Genomic DNA, 22,392 nt, shown 5'->3' on the forward strand with positions numbered 1-22,392 from the left:
CCCCAAGGCCTTAAGGGCCAGGGGGGGACCCCCTTCGGCGTTGGCCGAAAGCCCTCGTAGCGGGCTACGTGGGCTTTCGGCCGCCTTGCGATCGCACGCACCGGACGCCGCGCGGCGCGGCCCGCGGCCGAACGGCGGCGGGCCGCGGGCAGGGCCCGGGTCAGCAGATCCGGCGGTCCTGCGTCAGCGTTCCCTGCTCGGTCCGGATCGTGCGGTCGTAGCAGCCCTCGGAACCGATGAGCCGGTAGTGCTCGCCGGACGTGCCCACGGCGCGGCGCTGGTCGCGCGGGACGTTCAGCGTCCAGGCGGCGTCGCCGGTGTAGGTGTCGTCGAGCCGGGACCAGGAGACGCGCTTGCCGGCCCGGGTGGTCGAGGTCCTCGCGTGGTCGCCGAGGGTGATGACGGTGCGCAGCCTGTCGGCGGAGTCGACCGTGATCTCGCCGTCCACGGTGTAGGCGCGGTTCGTGTGCGTGACGCGCGCCGGGCCGCGGCCGTCCACGGTCACCGTCTCGTCGTCGCTCCAGCGGGCCTTGAGGCCGTCGGTGTTCTCGTCCTCCGTCCAGCGGTGGGTGGAGGTGTTGGCGACGGTCCGGCCGACGGTGGTGACGACACGACCGTGGGAGGTGTTCAGGTAGCCGGAGACGGTGAGCCGGTGGCCGCCCTCGGTGTCCTGGCGGTGGAGCGGACCGGGCGTGTGCGTCGTCGTGTTGGACGGGTCGCTCTCCTCGTGGCGGGTGAGCGCCCCGGTGACCGTCCTGCTGTTCTCGTCCTGCCAGACGAGTACGTTGGCGGGCGTGCTCCAGCCGCTCTGTCCCTCGGGCACGCCCGCCACCGACACCTCGACGCGGTGTTCACGCCCGTCGTTGAGGATGCCCGCGAACGGCGTCAGGTCGTACTCCAGGGGCTTCACGTCGAAGGCGCGCGGTGCCGGAACGACGTACCAGAGGAAGGGATTGGACCAGCCGCCGGTCCACACGTTCGGGAACGGCGAGGCGATTCCGGCGAGTTGTCCGTCGACCTTGACCTGCACCTCGCGGTAGGGACCCTTGTCGGCCTTGCACGAGTACGGTTCGTCGTCCGGCACGGTCAGGTACCAGAACTCCTCGCAGCCGCCGCCGGATCCGGTGGCGTACACCTCGGCGACGATCTTCTCGGAGTTGCGGGGGGTGGTGAGCGGGGCGTTCTTCAGCGGAAGCACCGTGTCGGGTGCGTCGGCGGGCTTCGCGCGGCCCTGTGCGGCGTAGAAGGTCAGCGTGACCTCGACGTCGATGACGCCGGTGTACGTGTCGTCGACGACGTTGCCGATGAGCATCTCGACGGACCGGCCGCGGCGGAAGGTGTCGCTGTAGTGGGTGACGTCCTTCTCCACGGACCACTGGATGCCCTCGGGCGAGGGTTCGGGCGTGGAGGTGCGCAACACCTCGACGCCGCCGACCTCCAGGTGGCCGAGGCGGTCGTACTGACGGCCCTTCACCTTGCCGTCGAGGCGCAGCACCACCTTGCTCCAGCGGTCGCCGCAGCCCTTGGGCGGGGTGTAGCTCCCGGTGTACGGCGTGAAGTCGCGGAACTCGGTGTCCACGAGGGTCACTTCGCAGGAGCGGGTGGCGGGCTTGTCGACGGGCGGCGCCGCGGTCAGCGGGTCGTGCCAGTCGGTGCCGAACTCCGTGGGTATCGGTTCGGCCGCCGACGCCGGGTTCGCGCCGAGCGCCGTACCCGCGGCCATGACCAGCCCCGTGAGCAGGGACGTGATCCGTCTCTTCGTGGCCTGTCTCTTCTTCGTGGTCCGTCTCTTCATGGGACATGAGTGAAGCGCGCGGGCACGTGGGTGCGCCAGAGGTGATGGTCGACGTTGTTGCGTTCTGTGCTCTTGTGTTGCGACATCACCCGCGTTCCGGTCGACGTGTTGCCGACGTGGTGTGGACACGGACGCCCCCCACCGCCCCTACCGCAGCGGCTTGGCCATGCAGAGGCTGCTGTCGTGCATGCGGTAGTAGCCGAACTTCTCGCACGGGGTGTAGCCGCTGGACGCGTACAGCGCTATGGCCTCGGGCTGCTTGTCCCCGGTCTCCAGCACCATGCGGATCCGGCCGGCGGCGCGGGCGTCGGCCTCCAGGGCGGCCAGCATGCGGCGGGCGAGGCCCTGGCCGCGGCCCTCGGGAATCACGAACATCCGCTTCAGCTCGGCGTCGCCGTCCGCGTAGCCCTCGTCGTTCCGCTCCTGGGAACGCCAGCCACCGGTGGCGACGGGACGGCCCTGCTCGTCGTAGGCGAGCAGATACAGACCGTGCGGGGGCTCGAACATCGACGGGTCGAGGGGTGTGACATCGCCCTCACCGTCGCCGTACCGCTCGGCGTATTCACGCTGGACCTGGTCGTTGAGCTTGACGGCGTCGGCGTGATCGAAGGGCCGAGACTGGATAATCATGCGAAGAATGGTACAGGTATGCGAACCCGCCTCCGGGTGGATGTCGGTATCGTGCCGTAATGCTCACTGTGACCACCGCCAATGTAAACGGGCTCCGTGCCGCCGCCAAGAAGGGATTCGTCGAGTGGCTGGCCGGGACCGAGGCCGATGTGATCTGCCTCCAGGAGGTACGTGCCGAGCCGCAGCAGCTGCCGGACGAGGTGCGTGACCCGGAGGGCTGGCACACCGTGCACGCCCCCGCGGCCGCCAAGGGGCGGGCGGGTGTCTCGCTCTACACCCGGCGTGCGCCGGAGCGGGTGCAGATCGGGTTCGGCGGTTTCGGCCCCGCCGGGGGCGAGGAGTTCGACACCAGTGGCCGCTACGTCGAGGTCGATCTCCCCGGTGTGACGGTCGCCAGCCTGTATCTGCCCTCCGGTGAGGTCGGTACGGAGCGGCAGGAGGAGAAGGAACGGTTCATGGCCGCGTTCCTCCCGTACCTGAAGGACCTCAAGCGCCGGGCCGCCGCCGACGGGCTTGAGGTCGTGGTCTGCGGCGACTGGAACATCGCCCACCACGAGGCCGACCTGAAGAACTGGCGGGCCAACAAGAAGAATTCCGGCTTCCTGCCCGAGGAGCGGGAATGGCTGACCCGGGTCTTCGACGAGGCCGAGTACGTCGACGTCGTACGGGCCCTGCACCCGGACCAGGAGGGGCCGTATTCGTGGTGGTCCTACCGCGGGCGGGCCTTCGACAACGACGCCGGCTGGCGGATCGACTACCAGGTGGCGACGCCGGGTCTGGCCGCCCGCGCGGTCAAGGGCTGGGTCGAGCGGGCCGAGACGCACCCGGAGCGGTGGAGCGACCACGCCCCGGTGACGGTGACCTACGATCTGGCGTGAGCGGACCTGGTGTGAGCGGATCCGGCGTGGACGGACCTGGCGCGAGCGGATCCGCTGCGGGCGGACCCGCCGTGGATGGACCCGGCGTGGATGGACCCGGCGTGGACGGACCCGCCGCGGGTGCCGGCCGGGAGGGCGCCGCTCCGTCGGCACGGCGCGTGCTGTCGGAGCACGGCGCTCTGCTGAGCCGGTTGTTGCCCGACGACGAGCCCGCTGAACTCGCCGTGCGGCGGGGGCAGTTCCACGATGTCGTCATCGGTTCGGACCGGGTGGTGTGCCTGCCGCGTACGCGGGCGGCGGCCGCCCGGTTGCCCGAACGGGAGGCCGTTCTGCGGGTGCTCGCCGGGCTGGACCTCGGCTTCCGTACGCCGGAGCCGTTGGGCCGGGGCGAGGTCCACGGCGGCGGGGCGCCCGGCGGCGGGACGCCGTTTCTGGTGCTCGGTCGCATTCCCGGGGAGCCGCTGACGGACGACGCGCTCGGTGATCCCCGGGTGGTGTGCGCGGCGGCGGAACAGTACGCCGCGCTGCTGAGGGGTCTGGCGCGGGCCGGCGCCGACGAGACCGTGCGCGCGGCTGTGCCCCGGGAGCCGGAGGGCCGGTGGCCGCGGTTCGCGGAGAGCGTGCGTGCGGAGCTGTTCGCGCTCATGTCCGATGCCGGGCGGCTGCGGGCCGAGGGGGAACTCGCGGCGCTCGACGGCCTGCCGCGCCACGGCGCGGCGAAGGCCCTGGCGCTGGTGCACGGTGACCTCGGCGCCGAGAACGTCCTGTGGGAGTGGGAGGGCGGTCTGCCGCGCCTTGCCGGAGTGCTCGACTGGGACGACATCGTGATCGGCGATCCGGCCGAGGACCTCGCGGCCATCGGGGCGAGCCACGACGGCGAGCTGCTGGGGCGGGTGCTCGCGCTGTGCGGCGGGCCGGAATTCGGGTGCGCCACCCGCATGGCCACCCGCATCGCCGCGATCCGGGGCACGTTCGCCCTACAACAGGCTCTCTGCGGCATGCGTGACGGCGACGAGGGGGAACTGGCGGACGGCTTGGCCGGATACCGCTGAGCCGTCAGCCGTCAGCCGTCAGCCGTCAGCCGTCAGCCGTCAGCCGTCAGCCGTCAGCCGTCAGGCGGCATGGGCCATGGGCCATGGGCCATGGGCCCGGTGCCCCGGGGCGGAAAGACGGTCCGGAACCGCGGACCGGAATCCTGAACCGGAACCACGGGCCGGAGCCGCCGCCAGGAGTCGGGACCAAAGGGGCGGAACCGTGGACTCCTGTTTTGCGTCGTCCGTTTCCGTGCACCCTTTCCCGCTTGTCCGTTCCGCCCCTCCGTTCCCGGCCGACCGTCTCAGGGCGGGCCGTAAGCGCCGCGCCCGGCCGCGCCCCCGCTCCCGCCCGTTCGCGGTGTTCCGGTCCGTGCGCCGGGGCGGCGGTGCGTCAGGACGGCTCGGGCTCCCGGTCCGCCGGTGGCCGGTCGGGGGACTCGCGGCGCAGTCGGCGGTCCAGGGCCATGGACAGCTCGGCGTCCATCACCGCGCGGGCCAGTGGGCGGAGCTGGGGCGGTTCGGGGGCGTCGGTGTGCGCTTCGAGCACGTTCACGAAGAGGTCCGCCAGGGCGTCCATGTGTTCGCGGACGTGGCGGCCGGCCGCGAGGACCGTGGCCAGCGGGACGCCCTCGCGCACCAGTTCGGCCGATGCCTCCAGCAGGCGGCGGCTGATGTGGACGATCTCGTCGCCGTCGGTGGCCAGGTAGCCCAGCTCCAGCGCGGTGGCCAGGTTCTCCGGGGTGGTCTCGCCCTCGAAGTGGTCCGCGAGCTGTTCGGGCGTCATGCGGACCGGGGTCTCCTCGGTCGGTTCACCCAGTCCCAGCACCTCGGCGACATCCCGTCCGCTCTCGAACGTGCGGGCGAGATCGGCGATCCCTGTGAGGGTGTGGCCGCGCTCCAGCAGGCCCGCGATGGTGCGCAGTCTGGCCAGGTGGTGGTCGTCGTACCAGGCGATGCGCCCCTCCCGTCGGGGCGGCGAGATCAGGCCGCGTTCCCGGTAGAAGCGCACGGTCCGTACGGGGATGCCGGCCTCCTTGGCCAGCTCCTCCATCCGGTACTCACGATGATCGCGTCCTTCAACCACATCCGCACCTTACGTCGTACCGACGGTAACTTCCCTTTGCCGTACCCCTACCCATCGGTACGGAGCTGTTCTAGGCTCCCATCGTGCCAGTGATTGCTGGCAGAGTCGTGTGACGTATCGCGGGAGGCGGCAGCATGACCCAGCACGAGCACGTAAGAGTGGCGGTGATCGGATCCGGATTCGGCGGCCTCGGGGCCGCGGTCCGGCTGCGCCGCGAAGGCATCACGGACTTCGTCGTCCTCGAACGGGCCGACTCCGTGGGCGGCACCTGGCGCGACAACAGCTATCCCGGCTGCGCCTGTGACGTGCCGTCGCACCTCTACTCGTTCTCGTTCGCGCCCAACCCCGAGTGGCCGCGCACCTTCTCCGGGCAGGAGCACATCCGCGCCTACCTGGAACACGTGGCGGACACCTTCGGGCTGCGTCCGCACATACGGCTCAACCACGAAGTAACGCTCATGCGGTGGGATCGCGAGGAGCTGTACTGGCGGATAGAGACGGCCAACGGGGCGACCTTCACGGCCGACGTCGTCATCTCCGCGACCGGCCCGCTGTCGGACCCGAAGACGCCGGACATCCCCGGCCTCGAAGGGTTCCCCGGGCGGATCTTCCACTCGGCGCGCTGGGACCACGACTACGACCTGACCGGCAAGCGCGTCGCGATGGTCGGCACCGGCGCCTCCGCCATCCAGATCGTGCCCGCGATCCAGCCCGAGGTCGGCCGGATGACGCTGTTCCAGCGCACCCCGCCCTGGGTCATGCCGCGCATGGACCGCCGGATCAGCGGTGCCGAGCGCTGGCTTCACCGCACGCTCCCGATCACCGGGACCGCGCGTCGCGGACTGCTGTGGGGGATCCGGGAGCTGCAGGTGAGCGCCTTCACCAAGCACCCGAACGAGCTGGGTCTGGTCGAGAAGATCGCCCGGTCCAACGTGGCACGTGCCATCAAGGACCCCGTGCTGCGGGCCAAGTTGACCCCCTCCTACCGCATCGGCTGCAAGCGGATCCTGCTGTCCAGCACCTACTACCCGGCTCTGGCCCGGCCCAATGTCGATGTCGTGACCTCCGGTCTGGCCGAGGTGCGCGGCTCCACGGTTGTCGCGTCCGACGGGACGGAGGCCGAGGTCGACGCCATCATCTTCGGCACCGGCTTCCACGTCACCGACATGCCGATCGCCGAGCGGGTGGTGGGCGCGGAGGGCACCACGCTCGCCGAGGCGTGGAAGGACGGCATGCGGGCGCTGCGCGGCGCGACCACGGACGGGTTCCCGAACTGGATGACGATCATCGGCCCCAACACGGGACTCGGGAACTCCTCGATGATCCTGATGATCGAGTCCCAGCTGAACTACATGGCCGACTACCTGCGCCAGTTGAACGTGCTCGGCGGCCGGGCCGCCCTCGACGCGCGCCGCTCCGCGGTGGACGTCTGGAACCGTCGAGTCCAGCAGCGGATGAAGCGCACCGTGTGGAACACCGGCGGCTGCGACAGCTGGTACCTGGACGCCAATGGGCGCAACACCACCGTCTGGCCGGGCACCACCACCGAGTTCCGGAAGGTGACGCGGGCGGTGGACCTGGGGGAGTACGAGGTCGTACGGGCCCGGGAACGCTCCGCCGGAGCGGGTGCCGCCGTCGGGGCGGTCGCCGCCGGTGCGCCGGGGGTGGCCGCCGCCTCCGGGGCTTTTGGAGGTTCCGCGGTGTCCGCCATGGCGGGGTCCGCCGGGAAGAAGGCCGCGGGATGAGCCGGCTGCTGCGGGGCGACGGCGTCGCCCCCGTTCCGATACGCACGCTGACCGCGCTTTCCGCCGACGGCGCCCGTGTCCACGTCGAGGTGCACGGTCCGGACGGCGCGCCCGCCGTGGTCCTGTCGCACGGCTGGACGTGCAGCACCCGCTTCTGGGACGCGCAGATCAGGGACCTCGCGGTGGATCACCGCGTCATCGCCTACGACCAGCGCGGGCACGGCCGTTCGCCCGAGGCGGGCCGCGAGGGGTACAGCACGGACGCGCTCGCCGACGACCTCGAAGCGGTGCTGGCCGCCGCCCTGGAACCGGGCGAGAAGGCGGTGATCGCCGGGCACTCCATGGGTGGCATGACGGTGATGGCCGCCGCGCGGCGGCCCGGTCTGCGCGCCCATGCGGCCGCCGTGCTGCTGTGCAGCACCGGCAGTTCGCGGCTGGCCGCCGAGTCACGGGTCGTTCCGCTGCCGGCCGGGGGCGTGCGTGACCGAATACACAGGGCGATCCTGCGTTCGCCCGCACCGCTCGGGCCGGTCACACCGTTGTCACGGCGGATGCTGAAGTACGGGACGATGGGACCGGGTTCGGCTCCGGATCGGGTCGAGACCTGCGCCCGGATCGTGCACGCCTGCCCCCGAACGGCGAGGCGGGCCTGGGGGCATGTCCTCGCGGACCTCGACCTCGACGCCTGCGTACGGGAGTTGAAGGTGCCGACGGCGCTGATCGCGGGTACGGAGGACCGGCTGACGCCGCTCGTGCACGCCCACGCCCTGGTGGCGACGCTGCCCGGCTCCCTGGGGCTGACCATGCTGACGGGGATGGGGCACATGACGCCGGTGGAGGCTCCGGAGGCGGTCACCGCGAAGATCCGGGAGCTGGTCACCACGTACGTCCCCGCGGGCGGCCCGGATGCCGCGCGCGACGGGACTCGTACCGCGGCGGCGGATGACGGTACGGCCGAGGAGGATGTGGCATGAGTGGTGCACGGAGTCTCGAAGGGCAGGTCGTCGTCGTCACGGGCGCGGCGCGCGGTGTCGGCGAACTGCTGGCGCGCAAACTCTCGGCGCGCGGCGCGAAGCTCGCGCTGGTCGGCCTGGAACCGGACGAGCTGAAGAAGGTCTCCGAGCGGCTGCACGGCGACAGCGACCACTGGTTCGCGGACGTCACCGACCACGAGGCGATGGCCCGCGTCGCCCAGGAGGTCAAGGAGCGGTTCGGGAAGGTCGACGTCGTCGTCGCCAACGCCGGGGTGGCGACGGGCGGTCTGTTCGTCGACTCGGATCCGGAGGCGTGGCGCCGGGTCATCGAGGTCAACCTGATCGGCGGCGCCGTCACCGGGCGGGCGTTCCTGCCGGTGCTCATGGAGAGCCGCGGGTACTTCCTCCAGATAGCCTCGCTCGCCGCGATGACGCCCGCGCCGATGATGACCGCGTACTGCGCGTCCAAGTCGGGCGTGGAGGCGTTCGCGCACAGTCTGCGTGCGGAGGTCGGCCACCGCGGGGTGCGGGTCGGGGTCGGCTATCTGTCCTGGACCGACACGGACATGGTGCGGGGCGCCGACCAGGACGACGTGATGCGGGAGTTGAGGCAGCGACTGCCCTGGCCCGCGAACCGCACATATCCGCTGGGGCCGGCCGTCGACCGGATCGTGTCCGGTGTCGAACGGCGTTCCGCGCATGTGTACGCGCAGCGGTGGCTGCGGGGGATGCAGTCCGTACGCGGCTGTCTGCCGACGCTGATCGGGGTCGTGGGACAGCGCGAGATGCGCCGGTTCGGGCCGCGCCTGGCGGGCGTGCGGAGCGGGCTCGTGGGCGCCGGGGGAGCCGCGGATCAGGATGCACGGGCGGTGCGCGCACGGCGTGACTGAGCGTGACTGATCGACATGCGGGGGGTGTCGGCGCGTGCGACTGTGGTCGAGGTCCTCACGGACCGCCCCCACGCACCCACGAGGAGTGAACAGCATGGGCATCTCAGACCAGTTCAAGGACAAGGCGCAGCAGCTCGCCGACCAGGCCAAGAAGAAGCCGGACGAGGGCCGCAACGAGGAACGCGGCCAGGGCCGCGGCCGGACGGGCCAGGGTCGGGACCGGACGCAGGGCACGTCCGACCGCTCTCAGCAGACGTCGCAGCGGGGTCGTGACCGGCTTCAGGACGCGGAGGACGACATCCGCGACCGACGCCGCGACGACCGCTGACACCGCGGCCGCCGGAGCGGCGAGCGCTGACGCGTCCGCGACTTCTCGGCTTCGGACCTCTCGGCCTCGCGACTTCTCGATCCCGCGACTTCGCGGGTCGGCGGGTCGGTGGTCCGTGAGTCCGGGCGTCGTCCGCGAGTCCGCGCGTTGTCCGTGAGGGGTGTGCCCGGGAGACCGGGCACACCCCTCATGCGTGAGGTCCGCCGGGCCGAAGTGCCCGCCGGTCACGGGCAGCGGACCACCTGCCCCGCCCAGGACAGCCCGCCGCCGAAGCTGAACAGCAGTGCGGGCGCGCCGGGGGAGACCTCGCCGCGTTCGACGAGCTTGGCCAGGGCGAGGGGGATGGAGGCGGCGGAGGTGTTGCCGGAGTCGACGACGTCGCGGGCGACCACGGCCCCTTCGGGCAGGGCGAGTTGGCGTACGACGGAGTCGATGATGCGCAGGTTCGCCTGGTGGGTGACGATCGCGCCGAGGTCGTCGGGCCTCACCCCGGCCCGGCGGCAGGCTTCCGCGGCGAGCGCGGGGAGTTCGGTGGTGGCCCAGCGGAAGACCGTCTGGCCCTCCTGGGCGAAGTGCGGATGCCAGTCGTCGACGAGCCGGACCGCGTCGCGCCGGGTGGGGTCCGAGCCCCAGACGACCGGACCGATGGAGTCGTCCTCGGCCGCGCTCACCACCGCCGCCCCGGCGCCGTCACCGAGCAGGACGCAGGTGCTGCGGTCGGTCCAGTCGGTCACGTCGGACATCTTCTCGGCGCCGACGACCAGGGCGTGCCGGGCGGCCCCGGCGCGTACCGCGTGGTCGGCGGTGGCCAGCGCGGTGCAGAAGCCGGCGCAGCCGTTGTTGAGGTCGTAGGCGACGGCGGCCGGGATGCCGAGGCGGCCGGCGACCTGGGCGGCGATGCTGGGGCAGCGGTCGATCGCCGAGCAGGTGGCGACGGTGACCAGGCCGATCTCCTGCGGGGTGAGCCCGGAGGCGGCGAGTGCCTTGCCCGCCGCGGCGGCGGCCAGGTCGGTGACCGACTCCTCGTCCGCGATGCGGCGGGTGGCGATCCCGGTGCGCTGCCGGATCCACGCGTCGTCGGTCTCCACCATCGCGGCGAGGTCGTCGTTGGTCAGCACGCGGTCCGGCTGGTGGTGGCCGAGCGCGGCGATGCGGGCTCCTGGCATGGCAGCTCCTTGGTGGGCATCAGGATGCCGCGAATATAGCGAACGACCGATCGGAAGTTAAAACGCGGCGCACGGTGTGCCCCCGGATACCCTGGAACTCATGAGCCCGCGCAATTCCGCCGTCGAGGCCCGCAGGACGCGGGACCGGATCATCGAGCGCAGCGTCGCGGTCGCCTCGGTCGAGGGCCTGGAAGGGCTCACGATCGGGCGTCTCGCCGCCGATCTCGGGATGAGCAAGTCAGGCCTGCTCGGCCACTTCGGTACCAAAGAGGTGCTTCAACTCGCCGCCCTGGAACGGGCGTCGGTGATCTTCCTGGCATCGGTGTGGGAGCCGGTCGCCGACGCCGGGCCGGGGCTGACCCGGCTGCGGGCGGTCTGCGAGCGATGGATCGACTACCTGGAGCGCGAGCGGGAGGCGTTCCCCGGCGGCTGCCTGTTCACCACCGCGGTGGTCGAGTTCGACGGCCGCGCCGACGGGCCGGTCCGGGACGTGGTGGAGCGGCTGTTCCGCATCTGGCGGCGCCGCCTCGTGGTGGACCTGCGCCTGGCGGTACGGGCGGGCGAGCTGCCCGCGGACACCGACCCCCGCCAGATCGCCTTCGAGCTGATCGGCCTCTACATGGGCCTCAACCACGCGATCCAGCTGGAACGGGACCCGCAGGCCCCCGAACGCACCCGCCGCGCCCTCGATCGCCTGCTGACGCCGACATCCTGAGCGGACGGCTCCGGGGCCGGGCCGTGCGGGACCGCCCCGACCGCCGGTTCACGGCCGGGGCCCACCCGTCACCGAGGTGTCAGGAGCGATCGTCGGGGGTGGACGCCAGATCGCTCGGATCGGTGTTCGCGCCGCACAGGACGACGGCGATCCTCTCGCCCTCGCTCGGGCGGTAGCCGTACGGGGCCGGCGCGGTGAGTGCGGCCAGGGCGGCGGAGGCGGCGTGCTCGACGGCGACGCGGTGCTGGTCCCACAGCGCCCGGCGGGCGCGGACGATCTCGCTGTCCGGTACGAGGACGGAGCGCACGTCGTCCCGGCGGGCGGCGTGCAGGGCGAGCACGGTGGCGCGGCGGGCGCCGAGGGAGTCGATGGCGACCGAGTCGACGGGCACGTCGACCGGGGCGCCGGCCTCGACGGCGGCGTTCAGCGCCCGGCAGTTCTCCGGTTCGACGGCGACCGTGCGGATTGCGTGGTGCCGGGCGGCGGTGGCGACCCCGGCGAACAGTCCGCCGCCGCCGACCGAGACCACCACGGTGTCCAGGCCGGGGATTCGGGCGTGGATCTCCTCCATCAGGGTCCCGGCCCCGGCGGCGATCAGCGGGTGGTCGTACGCGTGCGAGGCGAGCGCCCCGGTCGAGGCGGCGAACTCCGCGCACGCCTCCAGCGCTTCGGCGTACTCCGCGCCCACGATCCTTACGTCCGCGCCGAGTTCGCGGAGCCTGGCGACCTTGACCGCCGGGGCGAGCGTCGGCAGGAACACCGTTGCCCGCACGCCCTGTTGCCGCGCGGCCCATGCGCAGGCGAGCCCGGCGTTGCCGCCCGAGGCGATGGTCACTCCCGCGTCCGGCAGGGTGCCGGCCTCGCGGTGGGCCTGGATGAAGTTCTGCGCGCCGCGCGCCTTGAAGGAGCCGGTGTGCTGCAGGAACTCCAGCGCGAACCAGACGTCCCCGAGGGGAGCCTCGGACGTGCCGTCGGAGGCGCCGAGGTATGCCGCACGGACCGTTCCCGGGTCGACGGGGGCGACGGCGACCGGGCGGACGTGTCCGGTGATCCGGTCGGTGGCGGCCTTGATGTCGTCGTACGTGAGCTGCTGCACTTCGTTGCTCCTGCCGCGAGGTGTCCATCGGCCGGGTGGACGAGCCGGTCGGCGGACGGGTTCAGAATTCGGAATGACTCGGAATGAGCTGGAACGGTTCGGGCCGGACGCGAGGACGAGCCGCCTCCCGCGCGGGTTCCGTCGTGCTCCGTCCGTGTTCCACCCGTGTTCCGTCCGGTCGTGCGCCGGAGAGTTCGTCGGCTCAGTAAAACAGGCTGTGGACGCACGCGTGTGCCGGGTCGCTGTCACGCGTGTGCCGGGGCCGCTGCTCGGCGTACGGCTGCGCTGCCGTCCCGTCTACGGCCGAGACGAGCACCTCCCCGGCGTCCGTCGCGTGCGGGGCGTGGACCCACCGGCAGCCGGTGCCGCTCAGCGACTCGGCGAGCGGTATCTCGTCGTCGTGGTCGTGTGCGAGCAGGACGATGCGGATCGACGCGTCGGCACCGATTTCTTCGGCGAGGGTCTCGATGGCGGGCAGCGACGCCGGGTCGCCGACGAACAGGACGTCAAAGGCCGTGGGAGGGAGCTGTCCGCTGCCGTCCGAGATCCCGATGGCGCTGCCGGGCTGCGCGGTGGCGGCCCAGAGGGCGGCCGGGCCGTTCTGGTGGATGGCGAAGTCGATGTCCACCTCTCCGGACTCGGGCCGGTGGTTACGGACGGTGTAGGTGCGGGTGATCGCCGGCCGGGCGCCTTCCGGGTACACGAACCGCAGGTTCTCGTCGATGCGGGGAAGCACGAGTTCCGCGCCGGGCTCGGCGGGCAGGAAGATCTTGGTCTTTGCCGCCGCGCCGGAGGTCCGGAAGCCGCGCAGCCCGGGGCCGCCGAGGGTGATGCGCACGAAGCGCGGAGCCAGTTGGGTCCTGGCCACCACGACGGCGCGGTGGACGCGGTAGCGGGGCTGCCGCTCGTCACTGGCCGGATTCGCGGCGTGCCACGCGCTGCATGAGCCGCACGAAAGCGCCGAAGCCGCATACGAGGAGCACGTTCGCGACCGCTGCCGTCGCGAACAGCGGCAGTGAGTCGAACAGGCTCGGGCCGGTGTCCATTGCTTCGCCGAGAAGGGCGAGCGGCGGGTACGACAGGGCGAGGATGGCCAGGGGGACCCCCAGGGAGGTCGCCAGCAGCAGGACGTACGCCAGGATCTCCGGCTGGCCCATGGCGTCGAACGCGACGGAGGTCACGGAGACGAGGCCGACGTACCAGGCGGCCGGAACGACGTACCTGATCCTGTGGCGTGGAGTATCCGTCTGTGTCATGGGGGACGCCCGCCTTCCTGGAGGGGAGGGGTTCGGATCCGGACTCGGGGGCGGCGTGGCCGGGCTCCTGTGAGGAGGAGCCGTACGCTCTGCCTTTATTGAACATGTTCAATTCCGGGTCTTCAAGCGGGAGGCGCCGGAGAGTCCTGCCGGGTGACGGGCCGTCGGTGCCCCGTGGACGGCTTCGGCCCCGCCCCTGTCCGGTGGACAGGAGCGGGGCCGTGACCGTTCATCGGGCCGAATCGCGTCCGGCTACTGCCGGGCGGTCGTCCGGCGCCGCTTCCACCACACGAGGCCGCCGCCGAGTGCGGCGAGGGCCGCGGCGATCGCGGCGATCAGGCCGACGGGGGTGTCGGAGCCGGTGTGGGCGAGGTTGCCGTCCGGGTTCTTCGGCGGGTTCTGGCCGTCGCCGCCACCGCCGGTGGGCGGGGTCGTCGGCGTCGGCGCCGGGGTGGTCGGCTTGTCGGTGGGCTTGTCCGTCGGGGTGGGGGTCGGGGTCGGAGTGGGCGTCGGGGCCGGGTCGTCGTCGTCCCCGATGCGGGTTCCTCCGCCCAGGTAGAGGGTGTCGGTGTCCCGGTACGACGTGTCGTCGGACTTCAGGGAGTTGTGGGTGGTGTTGTCCAGGTCGCGGTTCTCCGTCTGGAAGCGCACCTTGGTGATGTTCCGCTTCGGCGACTTGGAGAAGTCGACACCGCCGACGCCCTGGGTGAAGGTCTTGCCGTCGTACTTCAGCTCGAACCACTCGACGCCCTCGCGGAGGGACTTCATGTACCGGTCGTAGGTGCCCTGCTTGGTCCACTTCTCGTTCGGGGCACGCAGCGGCCAGGCGGAGACGTCGTTGGAGTCGATGACCGAGTGGAAGTCGGTCGGCGACTTGGCGTCCTGCAGGCGGATGTACTCGGCAGCGACGCGGGAGGTGTAGACGCGGCGCAGGTCGGCGTACTTCGCGCCGGTGTTGACCCGCTTGGACACCTCGGGCATCACGTTGGTGCGCAGGTTGGCCTCGCTGAAGCGCTTCTCGGCCTCGGTGAAGGTGCAGTTGTGGGCACCGGGGGCGGACCAGTCCATGTCCATCCACTCGGTGGACACCTTCAGCGGGGCGTCCAGGATGTAGATGCCGCCGTCCTGCTCACGGACCTGGGCCACCTCCGGCTCGATCCACAGCCGGACCTCGGGGAAGCACGGGATGCCGTCCTCGCGGGGCTGGGTGTCCCAGAAACGGCGCGCGCCCGCGTACTTCTCCGGGTTGATGGCCTCGGCGAAGTCGAACTTCATGTCCAGGTCGGCGTCGAGGAGGATCCGCCCGGCGTCGGTGGACGCGAACTTCGAGTCCATGATCTTGTCGGGCTGGTCCGGGTTGAGGTTGACCCAGAACTTCTCGGGCGTGAGCGCCAGCCACGTGAACAGGGCGTCCGAGGCGAGCTGCATCTTGGCCTCGCCGCCGAAGCCCGGGTTCTCGTCCGGGTCCGGCATCATGTCGGCCTTCATGGAGTACTGGATGCCCTTGCCCTTGCCGAGACCGCCGACGTAGCGCAGCTCCAGGGTGGTGAAGTCCACGCCGCCGGGTCCCCCTCGGGGAAGCGTGCCCCGGGTGTCGAGGCGGCGGGCGTCGGCCTGGATGCGCCGGGCCTCGTCCAGTGTGCGGCCGGAGCCGTTGATCCGGTCGTTCAGCGGGCCGCGCGTACCGCACGACGAGCCCGCGGCGGCGAGCCGGGTACGCGCGCCGTTGCCGCCCGTCTGGCAGCCGGGAGCGAACCAGCCGTCGTTCTTCCCGTAGCCGGGGACCGGGGTGGTCTTGCCGACGGGGTTGTAGAAGCGCTGGTTGCCCCGGACCTGGTTGGACGTGCCGGGTCGGTCCTTGACGATGTCGCGGTTGAGGTCGGTGATGTGCTGCTGCTGACCGCGGGTGAACCTCTTCGCGCCGGTGAAGCGGAAGGTGTGGTCCGGCATCGACTTGGCGACGACGCGGTCCTTGGCGAGCTGCTTGGGGTCGAGCCGCGAGTTGGACTTGAACTCGTTGAACTCCCTGGTGCGCTTGTTGTAGGCGTCGTACCGGCGTTCGCCGACCTTGTTGCCGTCCTTGTCGAAGAGTTCGACGTAGTACTCGCACAGCCAGTCGGGGCCGATGAGCTTGTAGTCCCTGACGAGCTGGCGCTCGAAGCCGGAACCCTTGTGGTTGTTCGTCTGGTTGCGGATGTAGCGGTGCTTGAACCAGTGGTCGAACGTCAGGCCCTCGGTGTTGGCGAGGAAGCGGGCGTAGATCTCCATGGCCCGGTCGGCGGGTTCGCCGGAAGCATCGGCCTGCTTGGTCCAGGCGTCGACGTTCTTCTTCGGGTTGCCGGGGACCTTGGACAGGGCATCCTTCTTCTGGGCCGCCGTGGGCGCCCTCAGTCCGTCGTAAGCCTTGCCGGGCAGGTCGAATTCGTAGTTCTTCGGCAGTTCGTCGGACTTGTGGAGCAGCCCGGACGGGTCGTCGGGGAACCCGGAGTCCCGTGGAGTGGTCTTGGCGGCCGGGAGGCCGTTGCGGGTGTCGCAGCGCTTGCCGGTGTCCAGCTTGGGTCTCGCCAGGACGGGCGGACCCGCCGCGTAGGCGGTCTCGACGGCGGGCAGTCCGGTCAGGGCGACGGCGGCGGCCAGTGTGCCGGCCGCAGCCCATCGCACGGTCAGCCGCCACCGTGCGGGAATGCGTAACTTCCGGTTCAAGGTGCTTTGTCTTCACCTCGGTTGGGGGCCGGGGGATGTACGGCGGCGCGCGAGGCCCCCGTGACGTGTACGCGCCGTCCTTCCACAGTAGGGGCATCCGCCGTCACGGCAAACGCATTCACGATGTCGGCCACGACGTGTCAACTGCCATAAAAAGAAGGAGGTTTGTGGTGGGTTGCGGCGGTCAGATGAAGTACAGGTGCTCCATCGCCCGGACCGCGGAACCGGTGTGACCGACGCGGAACGCCTGGGTCTGTACGTCGGGACGGTTCCAGGGGTCGGCCGGTCCCAGGGCGAGGGTGGCGAGGGCGGACCACTCGGTCTCGTTGGGCTCGTCCTCGTCCAGGTAGAGGCCGGCGTTCTCCAGCACTTCGGTGGTCAGACCCAGGGAGGAGATCACGGCGTCGGGATCGCCGCCGATGACGAACGGCTCGTCGCCGGGCCACCCGGAGGCGTGGAACATGGCGCCGTCCGGCAGCCACACGATGTCCTCGGTGTGATCGGCGCCCGCGTGGAAGTGGACACGGCCGACGACACGGGCGTCGGGGAACCGCTCCCGCAGCGCCTGGGCCTCGTACAGCAGCGGGGTGTCATTGCCGTTGTCGGCGAGCGCCGGATCGCAGATCCCCAGAACATGACCCCACGCGCCGGCCTGTACGACATCGAGATCGGCGCGCCGGTCGGGGTGGGGCACATCGAGGGAGGATCGGGGCCCGAGGTCTTCGAGGATCGCCTCCACCGTCCCGAAGGAGGCGGCGAACTCGGCTGCCCGCAACGGGTCGTTGGCCGCGAGAGCGCGTGTGCAGGTGAGGGGATCCGCGTCGAACGGCGGCTGGAGGACGGTGAGATCGCAGTGCCCCATGGAGCCACGGACCGTCCGGTCCGGCGGGGAGGTCCAGAATCCATTGCTGTTCATGGCCGCAACGGTAGTGGCGCGTCGACTCCTCCACGCTGACGGGCAGGTGGGGATTCGGGCGAGAGGAAGGGGCGACGGTCGGGACGACCGGGGCAGGCGGGAAGACCGCATCGAACTCGTCTGGTGGACCCCGCCCAGCCTCTGACCGGGGCGGGGCCCATGGGCGACTGCCAGCGGAGCGGGGGCTTGAGCACGGTCGAGGCGGTGTTCGCCTGGCGGATTCAGCGCTTCTGGAACAGTGCCTGTGCGTGGTTCAGGCCGTACCTGGCGACATCGGTACCCAGTGTGACCCCGGCCTCGTCCGCGAGTCGGGTGTGGATGCCCAGCCAGACCCGCGCGTCCATGTTCTCCAGCGTGAGCTGGTGCCATGCGGTATAGGTACGGACGACGCCCGGTGCGGTGACGCTGGTCAGGGTGAACGGGGCCGTGCGCGGTCCTGCGAGTGCGGTGAGAACGGTTTCCGCCGCGCCTGCGTAGGTGTTGTGGCCACTGGGGTAGTCCGGGTGTGCCGGTGTGGTGTGCAGCGGATTCCACGACGGGTCGGCAGGGATCTCGCCGACGCCTGCTCGGATCGCGGTGACGGGGCGCCACCGTGGGTAGGTGTACTTGCTGTCCGAGGTGGCGATCTGGGTGTCCACCAGCGTGGCGTTGGCCAGCGCGACGAGTTCGGCCTGCTTGCGCAGCGGCTGGTGGGAGGTGGCGGCGAGCGCGACGCGAATCGGCTTGGTCCACAGGGCCGGCGAGGAGTCGAACCAGAAGTTGGCCGTGTCCGTCTGCCGCGCGGTGCGCACGGTGCTGTTCAGCTCGCCGAAGTCCCGAACCTCCTTCAGGTCGGTCTGGTACCGCTTGGACGTCACAGCGGGAGGCGCGGGCAATCGGAACTGGTCGGCGCTCTTCAGCAGGAAGGGCCGGGCGAACCGGATGCCGTTCTGGATGGCGGGGGCGAACGCGGGCGGGGTGGGTCGCCAGACGCCCGGCGCGGCCGGCGGCACGGCGAACGGGGCGTTCACCGAGGCCGCATCGAGACCGTCTCCCTCGCGGTCGTGCAGGACCTCCAGCGCCTGGCGTTCGCCGACTGCTGCGCCCAATGTCTCGGCCGGGCCGTCGGGGGTCCGATCCAGAGTCTGTCGCAGGGCGGCATCCAGCTCCGGGGCACGGGTGGGCACCAGCTCGACCAGGGCGCGGTGCACTGCGGCGGCCAGCGCCGCGTCCTGGTAGGTCCTGCGGTCGACCCCGGACGGTACATGTTGCAAGGCTCGTGCCGCAGCGGTCCAACTGATCGCCCACGTCCGGCTGTTCGTCACCGGAGGGAGTGACGAGCAAGCCGCCGCGATCGTGTCGGCCGTGGTGTCGTACCAGGCGAGCGCCACGGAGGTGCGACTGTGCACAGGCGCAGGGGCGGCGGCGCTCGGCGCTGCGCCGGAGGCGACCAGCAGTGCTGTGGAGGCCACCACGGCCACACGGGTCTTCAGGGAGTTCATGACTTGTTCTCCTGAGTGTTCGGAGGCTTGCAGCCATGTGTACGAACACCTGCGGCACCCGGTTCAGGAACCCTCGTGAACTTCGACCCCCATCCCGTCGTACACCAAGCCGCAAGGGCACGCGACCAGTGCCTCAGGACACAAGAAGCCGCATGTCGCAGCCGTCCTCGAAGACGACGCGGCCGGTGCGGTCAGGTATGGAAGTGAGTCGGATGGATCGGATCTGGTTCCGCGCCTCCCCAGGGCGCGGACTGTCCACCGCCCGCGGTTCGGCCCCGGCGATGCTCGAAGCGACCCCAGCCTGCGAGACGAGGACATCGCGCGTGACGCCGGACGAGCAGTTGATGACTGCGTTGTACACCGAGCACCACGATGTGCTGCTCTCCTTCGTGCGCAGGTACGTGCGCAGTCCTGAGCAGGCGGAGGACGTCGTACAGGAGACGCTGCTGCGAGCGTGGCGCAGCATCAACAGGATCGAGCCGTGCCACGCAACCATCCGCTCCTATCTCTTCACGATCGCCCGCAACGTGCTCACCGACAGCTGGCGCGCTGAGCAGCGGCGACCGGAACCGCTCTACGACGACGAGGCACTCGCGGCCGTACCTTCCGCCGATGATGTGGAGGCGGCGCTGGAAGGGCACGTGATCAGCGCAGCGTTGGAACGCTTGTCCGGCGAGCATCGTGACGTGATCCAGGCGCTGTACTTCGAGGGGCTGACCATCGCCGAGTCTGCGTCACGGCTCACGATCCCGGAGGGAACGGTCAAGTCCCGCGCCTACTACGCCGTACGCAACCTGCGCGCAGCCTTTGAAGAAATGGGAGTTCTACGGTGAGCACCGACCATGACGACGTGCGCATGCTGATCGGCGCGTATGTGCTGGGCGGTCTCGACGAGACCGACCGCCGCGTCCTGGAGTCGCACCTGCCCACGTGCCAGGAATGCCGTGACGAGCTCGTGCGCTCGGCCCCGTTGGCCGGACTGCTCCGCCGCGCCCCGGGCATGTCCGCGTCCCGTCCCCAGGTCCCGCGCGAGGCCGACACCGATGCGGCGCCCCCGGCTTCGCCGGCCGGGCTCGACCGCCTGCTGGATCAGGTCCGCGCCGCCGATGTCGCACGCGGGCGCCGAGTTCGTCGGCAGTGGCTGGCAGTGGCTGCGGCCCTGATCGTGCTTGCCGGGCTCGGACTGGGGGCGATGCTGCCGTTCCGGCAGTCGACCGGCCCGGCCACGGCCTTCACCTCGGCTGCCGGGTACTCCGTGTCCGGTCGTGCCACGCTCACGGCCAAGCCCTGGGGCACTGAGGTGAGCGTCACCCTGGCCGACCTGCCCGCAGGAGAAGCGGGACCCTTCGTCCTTCAGGTCTCCTCGGTGGACGGCCGCAAGGAGCAGGCCGCCACCTGGGCGATCACTCCCAACGGCAGCGCCGCCGTGACGGGGGCGAGTGCCCTGCACCTTCCCGACATCCGATCCATCTCCGTGATGGACCACGCGGGACACATGGTCGCCACGACCCGACCACTCTGACCTGCCTCGACCACCATCCCGCGGTTCGCTCCACCGCCGGGAGGGTCCCGCCTGCCCTGGCGCGGCGGCGGGGGACACCACTGACCCTGACGCCATTGCCCCTGCGGAGCAGTTGCCCCGGCGCGTGCGATTCGGGGCAACCGGGCGCGGCGCCGTACTCAAGCCACCTCACTGCAATTCCTCCTTCCTGTCGAAAGGGTTACCCCGATGAAGAATCACAGCCGTGTCGCATCTGCCGCGGCCATCATGCTCGCCGTTGCCGCCCTGGCGACCGCCTGCTCCTCCGACGACGGCAGCGCAACCACCGCGCCGTCCGCACCCTCCGCACCGGCTTCGTCGGATGCCGCCGGTGCTGCCGCTGCCGGGAAGGTGAGCACGTCGTCCTCGCCGACGCTGGGCACCATCATCGTCAACGAGGCGGGCCGCACCCTGTACGCGTTCGCCCAAGACACCACAAACCCTCCGAAGTCGAACTGCTACGCGGACTGTGCCGCCAAGTGGCCGGCGGTGCCGGCCACCACCGACGTCAAGGGCATCGACCCCGGCCTGCTCGGCTCGGTCACGCGCAAGGACGGCACCAAGCAGCTCACCGTCAACGCTCACCCGGTCTATCTCTTCGCGGGCGACCAGGCAGCCGGTGACACCAAGGGACAGGCCCTGAAGGGCGTCTGGCACGCCCTCACCCCCCAGGGCACCGAGATCAAGACGCCGAAGGCTTGATCGCCGATCCCGGTGCGCGACTACTGAGAGGCCGTCCGCCGCGCGAACCCCGGCGCGTGCGGGCGGCCGGGCGCGAAGCCCTGCCGCCGGGCCGGGCGCTGCCCGGCGGCAGGAGCCCGGGATCAGCGGAAGCAGGTCCGCCGGACGCGGTCGAAACGGTGCCGGCAGGTCGTCACGGGCGATGGACCACTCCACTTCACCATCACGGGTGTGGAAGACCGCGTCCTCGCCGAACTCCAAGAGGTTCAGCCACGCTGCCAGGATGGCGTAAATGACGACCCACCCCTCGGATCTCTGGCATCACTACGGCCGCGCCCGCGCTGAATGCGACCGGGCAGTACCCGAGGACTTCTGCTGGACCTGGGGCCAGGATGGCGGCCCCGGCCCGGAGGTCCTGGGGGAGCTGTCCGGAAAGACCGTCGGCGACCTCGGATCCGGGGCGGCCCGGCACGCCGCCCACCTCGTCGTCCACCACGGGCCCCGCCTGGTCACCGCAGTCGATGCCTCGCCCGCGCAATACGGGTTGGCCACCCGCCTGTTCGGGAGCCTCGCTCCGCGCCTGCGCATCGTGCATTCCGACGCCGTGTCACACCTGCGCGCGATGCCTCACACGTACGACGTCCTGTACAGCGTCTTCGGTGCACTCGACTTCACCGGCCCGCGCGTACTGCTGCCCGCGGTGGCCGCCGCCCTCAAGCCGGGCGGGCGGCTGGTGTTCTCCACGTTGGCACACTACGTCGGCGGCGCTTCCGGGCAACTGGACGTCGTGGGCGTCGATGTTCCGGCGAGGACTCCGCAGGGGGAAGCGACCACGATGCGCCGCTGGGTGCTTCAGCGACACGTCTGGATGCGGCTTCTGGACGAGGCTGGGTTTACCAGGATCAGCGCCGAGGTGCTCGCGGCCACGGCCACGGGTCCGCGCGCGGCGGACACGCTGTTGATCGCCGCGTGTCGGCGGGCCTGAGCCTTTCTGTTCGGCTGCGGCGAGTTCTTCCGTGATGCCCCGGGGCGCGCCCGGGGTCGGCTCACGTCGGGTCGGGGAGGTGACCCCAGCCGGTCCAGTTGCCGTTGTGATCACGCCAGTTGGCCCACAGCCAGCCGTCGGTTCCCTTGAGGACGATGGCGAAGAGGTAGGGGCTCACTTGCTGCGTGCGGATGCCGACCCCGCTGCGCCACTCCCCGCCCATGGACGTCCACGAGGTCCAGGTGCCGGAGGTGTTCGTCCAGCGCGTCCACACGGCGAGATCGGTGCCGATCGCGAACTCCTGCTTCGTTCCGTTGGAGAACGTGTAGACACTCACGCCATACTCGCAGATGACGACCCCGCCGCCCACGTTGCAGTGGCTGAGCGCCTGCGCCGGGGTGGCCGAGACGGCCACGCCCGCGACGACGGCGGCTGCGAGGAGGGCAGCCTTGAACCTCTTCATCCCGAATCCCTTTTCGCTCGAACGCCATGGGT

General features: G+C 70.9%; 22 protein-coding genes. 11 read left to right on the forward strand and 11 right to left on the reverse strand.

Going from position 1 to position 22,392, the window contains the following annotated elements:
- Nucleotides 1-160: 160 nt before the first annotated feature.
- Nucleotides 161-1,723 carry a peptide-N4-asparagine amidase gene (locus AMK22_RS29155; RefSeq protein ID WP_073790109.1) on the reverse strand — a complete coding sequence of 521 codons (1,563 nt, stop codon included), beginning with the start codon at nt 1,721-1,723 and terminating at the stop codon, nt 161-163.
- A gap of 219 nt (nt 1,724-1,942) precedes the next feature.
- Entirely contained in the window at nt 1,943-2,425 is a 483-nt protein-coding gene (locus AMK22_RS29160) for a GNAT family N-acetyltransferase (protein ID WP_073789925.1), read from the reverse strand.
- A gap of 59 nt (nt 2,426-2,484) precedes the next feature.
- Between AMK22_RS29160 and AMK22_RS29165 the strand changes: the two genes are divergently transcribed.
- Nucleotides 2,485-3,303, forward strand: coding sequence for an exodeoxyribonuclease III (locus tag AMK22_RS29165; protein ID WP_073789927.1), 819 nt, complete (start codon nt 2,485-2,487; stop codon nt 3,301-3,303).
- A gap of 101 nt (nt 3,304-3,404) precedes the next feature.
- A complete protein-coding gene (locus tag AMK22_RS29170; protein WP_073789929.1) occupies nt 3,405-4,355 on the forward strand; it encodes a phosphotransferase family protein in 951 nt (316 codons plus the stop codon).
- Between the two features lie 373 nt (nt 4,356-4,728).
- On the opposite strand, the gene AMK22_RS29175 is transcribed toward AMK22_RS29170, so the two are convergent.
- The gene (locus AMK22_RS29175) at nt 4,729-5,388 is read right to left on the reverse strand and encodes a MerR family transcriptional regulator (protein WP_073789931.1); all 660 of its coding nucleotides are present in this window, start codon (nt 5,386-5,388) and stop codon (nt 4,729-4,731) included.
- A gap of 167 nt (nt 5,389-5,555) precedes the next feature.
- Here AMK22_RS29175 and AMK22_RS29180 point away from each other — a divergent pair, with 167 nt between their 5' ends.
- The 4 genes from AMK22_RS29180 (at nt 5,556) to AMK22_RS29195 (ending at nt 9,358) form a co-directional block, all read left to right on the forward strand.
- On the forward strand, nt 5,556-7,166 hold the full coding sequence (locus AMK22_RS29180; protein ID WP_073789933.1) for a flavin-containing monooxygenase: 1,611 nt from the start codon (nt 5,556-5,558) through the stop codon (nt 7,164-7,166).
- On the forward strand, nt 7,163-8,140 hold the full coding sequence (locus tag AMK22_RS29185; protein WP_073789934.1) for an alpha/beta fold hydrolase: 978 nt from the start codon (nt 7,163-7,165) through the stop codon (nt 8,138-8,140). The genes AMK22_RS29180 and AMK22_RS29185 overlap by 4 nt, the downstream gene beginning before the upstream one ends.
- A complete protein-coding gene (locus tag AMK22_RS29190; RefSeq protein WP_073789936.1) occupies nt 8,137-9,030 on the forward strand; it encodes an SDR family oxidoreductase in 894 nt (297 codons plus the stop codon). The genes AMK22_RS29185 and AMK22_RS29190 overlap by 4 nt, the downstream gene beginning before the upstream one ends.
- Before the next feature lie 94 nt (nt 9,031-9,124).
- Nucleotides 9,125-9,358 (forward strand): hypothetical protein, encoded by a 234-nt coding sequence (locus tag AMK22_RS29195; protein ID WP_073789938.1) that lies wholly within the window; start codon nt 9,125-9,127, stop codon nt 9,356-9,358.
- A gap of 224 nt (nt 9,359-9,582) precedes the next feature.
- On the opposite strand, the gene AMK22_RS29200 is transcribed toward AMK22_RS29195, so the two are convergent.
- Entirely contained in the window at nt 9,583-10,524 is a 942-nt protein-coding gene (locus tag AMK22_RS29200) for a beta-ketoacyl-ACP synthase III (RefSeq protein ID WP_073789940.1), read from the reverse strand.
- A 100-nt stretch (nt 10,525-10,624) separates the two neighbouring features.
- On the opposite strand from AMK22_RS29200, the gene AMK22_RS29205 reads away from it, so the two are divergent.
- Entirely contained in the window at nt 10,625-11,239 is a 615-nt protein-coding gene (locus AMK22_RS29205; protein ID WP_073789941.1) for a TetR/AcrR family transcriptional regulator, read from the forward strand.
- A 79-nt stretch (nt 11,240-11,318) separates the two neighbouring features.
- Here the strand turns inward: AMK22_RS29205 and AMK22_RS29210 are convergent, their stop codons facing one another.
- From AMK22_RS29210 to AMK22_RS29235, 6 genes are all read right to left on the reverse strand, one after another.
- Nucleotides 11,319-12,335, reverse strand: a complete 1,017-nt coding sequence (locus tag AMK22_RS29210) for a threonine/serine dehydratase (RefSeq protein ID WP_073789943.1) — start codon at nt 12,333-12,335, stop codon at nt 11,319-11,321.
- Between the two features lie 202 nt (nt 12,336-12,537).
- A complete protein-coding gene (locus tag AMK22_RS29215; RefSeq protein ID WP_073789945.1) occupies nt 12,538-13,206 on the reverse strand; it encodes a siderophore-interacting protein in 669 nt (222 codons plus the stop codon).
- A gap of 37 nt (nt 13,207-13,243) precedes the next feature.
- On the reverse strand, nt 13,244-13,591 hold the full coding sequence (locus AMK22_RS29220) for a hypothetical protein (RefSeq protein ID WP_073789946.1): 348 nt from the start codon (nt 13,589-13,591) through the stop codon (nt 13,244-13,246).
- A gap of 252 nt (nt 13,592-13,843) precedes the next feature.
- Nucleotides 13,844-16,252: an LPXTG cell wall anchor domain-containing protein gene (locus AMK22_RS29225; protein ID WP_079186452.1), complete on the reverse strand. Its 2,409-nt coding sequence runs from the start codon at nt 16,250-16,252 to the stop codon at nt 13,844-13,846.
- Nucleotides 16,253-16,478: 226 nt separating this feature from the next.
- A complete protein-coding gene (locus tag AMK22_RS29230; protein WP_079186453.1) occupies nt 16,479-17,210 on the reverse strand; it encodes a DUF6333 family protein in 732 nt (243 codons plus the stop codon).
- Nucleotides 17,211-17,431: 221 nt separating this feature from the next.
- The gene (locus AMK22_RS29235) at nt 17,432-18,691 is read right to left on the reverse strand and encodes a vanadium-dependent haloperoxidase (protein ID WP_073789948.1); all 1,260 of its coding nucleotides are present in this window, start codon (nt 18,689-18,691) and stop codon (nt 17,432-17,434) included.
- A 323-nt stretch (nt 18,692-19,014) separates the two neighbouring features.
- Here AMK22_RS29235 and AMK22_RS29240 point away from each other — a divergent pair, with 323 nt between their 5' ends.
- The 4 genes from AMK22_RS29240 (at nt 19,015) to AMK22_RS29255 (ending at nt 21,897) form a co-directional block, all read left to right on the forward strand.
- Nucleotides 19,015-19,524, forward strand: a complete 510-nt coding sequence (locus AMK22_RS29240) for a sigma-70 family RNA polymerase sigma factor (protein WP_199883347.1) — start codon at nt 19,015-19,017, stop codon at nt 19,522-19,524.
- Nucleotides 19,521-20,213 (forward strand): zf-HC2 domain-containing protein, encoded by a 693-nt coding sequence (locus AMK22_RS29245; RefSeq protein ID WP_073789949.1) that lies wholly within the window; start codon nt 19,521-19,523, stop codon nt 20,211-20,213. The genes AMK22_RS29240 and AMK22_RS29245 overlap by 4 nt, the downstream gene beginning before the upstream one ends.
- Before the next feature lie 207 nt (nt 20,214-20,420).
- Nucleotides 20,421-20,933: a COG4315 family predicted lipoprotein gene (locus AMK22_RS29250; RefSeq protein WP_073789951.1), complete on the forward strand. Its 513-nt coding sequence runs from the start codon at nt 20,421-20,423 to the stop codon at nt 20,931-20,933.
- A gap of 271 nt (nt 20,934-21,204) precedes the next feature.
- Nucleotides 21,205-21,897 (forward strand): class I SAM-dependent methyltransferase, encoded by a 693-nt coding sequence (locus AMK22_RS29255; protein ID WP_073789953.1) that lies wholly within the window; start codon nt 21,205-21,207, stop codon nt 21,895-21,897.
- A 61-nt stretch (nt 21,898-21,958) separates the two neighbouring features.
- Here AMK22_RS29255 and AMK22_RS29260 read toward each other — a convergent pair whose 3' ends face one another.
- The gene (locus tag AMK22_RS29260; protein WP_073789954.1) at nt 21,959-22,360 is read right to left on the reverse strand and encodes a hypothetical protein; all 402 of its coding nucleotides are present in this window, start codon (nt 22,358-22,360) and stop codon (nt 21,959-21,961) included.
- Between the last annotated feature and the right edge of the window lie 32 nt (nt 22,361-22,392).

This window comes from Streptomyces sp. CB01580 (assembly GCF_001905795.1).
In the GTDB taxonomy this organism is placed as follows: Bacteria; Actinomycetota; Actinomycetes; order Streptomycetales; family Streptomycetaceae; genus Streptomyces.